We start from the raw sequence: 4,125 nt of genomic DNA, 5'->3' as shown, positions 1-4,125 counted from the left end.
CGCGCAGGGCGCCCGTACGGTGGCCGGCTATCACGTGACGGCCACGGGGCATCCGCAGGTCGTGCGGGTGGAGTGGCCGGGCCCGCGGGGAAGCGGCGCGGGCCACGCGGCGGAGCGGGCGTTGCGCGAGTGTGCGCGGGTGCTGGGCGATTTGGGGTGGGTGGTCCTGGAGTACCGCGGTCCGCGGGGCCACCGCTACCTCGACGTCGAGGCCCCGTCCACGGTACGGCGTTGACGACTCGCCACCGAACGAAATCGCGGCCGGGTCGGCCCGCGTGGATCCGGTGCGGTGAGCCGCCCGCCCCGGTCGCGCCGTTGGTCGGCTGGGCGCGGCCGGGACGCGGGGTCCGGTGGCTAGTGGGCGGCCTGATACTTGTCGACGAGGTCTGCGGGGATTCGGCCCCGGGCGTTGACCTCTATGCCCTGCGACCTGGCCCATTCGCGGACCTGTGCGGGATCCGGTCCCTGGCGGGCGGCGGTGCGGGCGGTTTTGCCGCGGCGCGTTGCGGCGCCGGTCTTGCGAGCGGCCCGAAAGTAGGGGCCGAGCGTGTCCAGCAGCTTCTGGTAGGTGTCCTCGCCGAGGTCGATCTCGTACTCGGCGCCGTCCAACGCGAAGGTGTGGGACGCGATGCCGTCGCCGGTATCGCCGGTGATGTCATCGGTGTAGAGCGTGACTACGCGCTGGGCCATTGTTGGCAATCCCCTTCCTGGGAAGGGGGAAATCGTAACGTCCACCGAGGCCGCCGGCGGGGAGGCGCCTCCAACGCCTGCCGGCACAGGTGAGTGCGGGCCCGAGTGGTCCAAGGCGGCGGTCTCGTGCGGACGTGTGCCGAAGGCCCGGCGGTGGGGTCGGGTCAGGCGGTGGGGGCGTCGTCGTCCTCGACCCAGTTCATCGTTCGCTCGACCGCCTTGTGCCAGTCGCGGTAGCCGCGTTCGCGGGTGGCGGTGTCCATCTGCGAAGTCCACTCGGCGGCGCGGTGCCAGTTCGCGCGCAGGGAGTCCAGGTCGGGCCAGTAGCCGACCGCCAGCCCTGCGGCGTACGCGGCGCCCAGTGCGGTGGTCTCGGCGACGAACGGGCGGGCGACCGGCGCGTCCAGCACGTCGGCGATGGTCTGCATGAGCAGGTTGTTCGCCGTCATGCCGCCGTCGACCTTGAGCGCCGCGAGCTTGACGCCGGAGTCGCGTTCCATCGCGTCGACCACCTCGCGAGTCTGCCACGCGGTCGCCTCCAGGACGGCTCGCGCGAGGTGTCCCTTGTTGACGTACGCGGTCAGGCCCGCGATCACCCCACGCGCGTCCGAGCGCCAATAGGGCGCGAACAGCCCGGAGAACGCCGGTACGTAGTAGGCGCCGCCGTTGTCCTCGACGGTCAACGCCAGCGTCTCGATCTCCGCGGCCGTCGAGATCAGCCCCAGCTGATCGCGCATCCACTGCACGAGCGAGCCGGTGACCGCGATCGAGCCCTCGAGGGCGTACACGGGCGCTTCGTCGCCGAGCCGATACCCGACGGTGCTGAGCAGCCCGTGATGCGACTGCACGACCCGCGATCCGGTGTTGATCAGCAGGAAACTGCCGGTGCCGTACGTGCTCTTGGCCTCGCCCTCCTCGAAGCACGTCTGGCCGAACAGCGCCGCCTGCTGGTCGCCGAGCGCGGACGCGACGGGCACGCCCTCCAAGGCGCCGCGAGCGGTGCCGTACACCTCCGACGAGGACCGGATCTCGGCGAGCATCGCGCGCGGGACGTCCATCGCGCGCAGTATCCGGTCGTCCCAGTCGAGGGTTTCCAGATTCATCAGCATGGTGCGCGACGCGTTGGTGACGTCGGTGACGTGTACGCCGCCGTCCGGGCCACCGGTGAGGTTCCAGATGACCCAACTCTCCATGGTGCCGAAGAGGACGTCACCGCGTTCGGCGCGCTCGCGCAGGCCCTCGATGTTGTCGAGCAGCCAACGGGCCTTGGGGCCGGCGAAGTAGCTCGCGAGGGGTAGCCCGGTCTCCACCCGGAAGCGGTCCTGGCCGACGTTGCCGCCGAGTTCGCGGCACAGCGCGTCGGTTCGGGTGTCCTGCCACACGATCGCGTTGTGTACGGGCTCGCCGGTGTGGCGATCCCACAGCACCGTGGTCTCGCGCTGGTTGGTGATGCCCAGCGCCCTGATCTGCTCCTTGCGGATGCCGGCCTGCGCCAGCGCGCCGGCCACGACCGCTTGCACGACCGTCCAGATCTCCGAGGCGTCGTGCTCGACCCACCCAGGGCGCGGGAAGATCTGTCGGTGCTCGCGCTGGTCGACCGCGACGATGCGGCCGTCCGCGCCGAAGACGATGCAGCGACTGGACGTGGTGCCCTGATCGATCGCGGCGATGTAGGTGTCGGGCATGGCCCCTCTTCTTTCGATCTTCCGGTCTTTCGATCTTCCGGGATCCGGATGTGGGCGAGTGCGGTGCTGCGGTAAGGGCGCTACGGGCGTGGTTCGACGGTGGGTCAGAACGCCAGACGGTACAGCCCGCCGGCGGCCAACCCGCCGAGCATCGGGCCGGCCACCGGCACCCAGGCATATGCCCAGTCGGAGCCGCCCTTGTTCGGGATGGGCAGGATCGAGTGCACCAGACGCGGTCCGAGGTCGCGGACCGGGTTGATCGCATAGCCGGTCGGGCCGCCGAGCGAGAGGCCGATCCCGACCACGAGCAGGGCCGTCATCAGGATCCCGGTACCGGACAGGGCGAGCCCGTCGGTCAGGCCCTGGGTCAGGATCACCAACACCAGGACCGTGGTGGCGATGGTCTCGGTGATCACGTTCTGCACGGGGTTGCGGATCTCCGGCTGGGTCGCGAAGACGCCGAGGACGGGTTCGTCGTGTTGTTGGAACTGGCCGAGGTAGGTGAGCCACGCGAGGACGGCGCCGATCACGGCGCCGACGAGTTGTCCGGCGAAGTAGACCGGCACCTTGTCCCACTGGCCGGTCTTGACCGCGATGCCGAGGGTGACGGCCGGGTTGAGGTGCGCCCCGGACAGCGAGACGCTCGCATACGCGCCGGACAGCACCGCGAAGCCCCAGCCGAAGGTGATCGCCAACCAACCGGCGTTCTGCGCCTTCGACCGGTTCAAGGTGACCGCCGCGCAGACGCCGACGCCCATGAGCACCAATATCGCGGTGCCCAGGGTCTCGCCGATGAAAATCTTGTCGCTCGTCACTGCCGGCCCTTCCTCTCCGATGGCGCCGGTGGGCGCCGGACGACTCGCGCCGAGCCGGAGCCGGCGGGGCGCGGTGATGACGTCGAGCCGTTGTGGGGCGGCCGACGCAAGGTGGTGCGCACTCGGATCGACCCGCGTCGCGATTCGAGGGCGGGGCTGGGCGGGGCTCGAACCGAGAGCGAGTCGATACGAAGGCACGTCACACAGGCGTGTCACGCACGCATGTCCACGAAAGGCGTGTCAGGCAGGCACGTAGGTTCGAACGTTGGTCGAACCGAGAGGTGGTGCGACCCGAGAAGCGATACGATCCGCGACCGAAAATGGTCGCCCGACCGGCGGGAAGGCGAGTTGTCGCGCCCGATGTTGTTCGGTGATAGTGACTGGAGTTCGACATTGACGACCGCTGTCCGGCAGTTTTCTCTGCGGGTCGTGCCGACGTCAAGAGCCGGTGCGCAACTCTTCACCATCGGATGTCGCGCTCGCGGTCGTTCGGGCCGTGGAAAACATCCCGATATCAACGGGTCGCACGCATTGTCGGACGCCGGGCGGGGAGCCGGCCGGGGCGGGCGAACGCGGCTCGCAGCATGGCTCATTGGCGACCGCTGTTCTACATTGCCAACCTGATCGTCGATGGAGGAGTTGGTATGCCCGGTCCCATCCAGTCGCTCGAACGTGCGGCGGCCATCCTGCGGTTGCTGGCCGGAGGCGAGCGGCGATTCGGGCTCAGCGAGGTGGCCACGACCCTGGGCCTCGCGAAAGGCACCGCGCACGGCATCCTGCGCACCCTGCACCAGGAGGGGTTCGTCGAACAGGACGCCAAGAGCGGCAAGTACCAGCTCGGCGCCGAGCTGCTGCGACTGAGCAATTCCTATCTCGACGTCCACGAACTGCGCGCGCGAGCCCTGGTCTGGGCCGACGACCTGGCCCGGGCGAGC

Annotated in this window: 4 protein-coding genes and 1 pseudogene; 2 read left to right on the top strand and 3 right to left on the bottom strand. The window is 69.6% G+C overall.

The genetic code is table 11. The features are described 5' to 3' along the window. Nucleotides 1-235: pseudogene (locus GT354_RS21595) on the top strand (hypothetical protein); the annotation flags it as partial. A gap of 119 nt (nucleotides 236-354) precedes the next feature. On the opposite strand, the gene GT354_RS21590 reads toward GT354_RS21595, so the two are convergent. The 3 genes from GT354_RS21590 to GT354_RS21580 form a co-directional block, all read right to left on the bottom strand. Continuing rightward, entirely contained in the window at nucleotides 355-690 is a 336-nt protein-coding gene (locus GT354_RS21590) for an Lsr2 family protein (protein ID WP_161358000.1), read from the bottom strand. Between the two features lie 164 nt (nucleotides 691-854). After that, nucleotides 855-2,375 carry a glycerol kinase GlpK gene (gene glpK, locus GT354_RS21585; protein WP_161357999.1) on the bottom strand — a complete coding sequence of 507 codons (1,521 nt, stop codon included), beginning with the start codon at nucleotides 2,373-2,375 and terminating at the stop codon, nucleotides 855-857. Nucleotides 2,376-2,479: 104 nt separating this feature from the next. Next, nucleotides 2,480-3,190 (bottom strand): MIP/aquaporin family protein, encoded by a 711-nt coding sequence (locus tag GT354_RS21580; protein WP_161357997.1) that lies wholly within the window; start codon nucleotides 3,188-3,190, stop codon nucleotides 2,480-2,482. A gap of 644 nt (nucleotides 3,191-3,834) precedes the next feature. Here GT354_RS21580 and GT354_RS21575 point away from each other — a divergent pair. After that, the coding region (locus GT354_RS21575; protein ID WP_161357995.1) for an IclR family transcriptional regulator at nucleotides 3,835-4,125 on the top strand (291 nt) is incomplete at its 3' end.

The organism is Streptomyces sp. SID3343 (assembly GCF_009865215.1).
Lineage (GTDB): Bacteria > Actinomycetota > Actinomycetes > Streptomycetales > Streptomycetaceae > Embleya.
Note: the sequence above shows the minus strand (reverse complement) of the source record. Positions and strands in the feature narration are given on the sequence as shown.

Excerpts from the sequence above, each read along its gene's own strand:
- GT354_RS21590 (WP_161358000.1), bottom strand. The coding sequence starts at position 690 with ATGGCCCAGCGCGTAGTCACGCTCTACACCGATGACATCACCGGCGAT.
- glpK (WP_161357999.1), bottom strand. The coding sequence starts at position 2,375 with ATGCCCGACACCTACATCGCCGCGATCGATCAGGGCACCACGTCCAGT.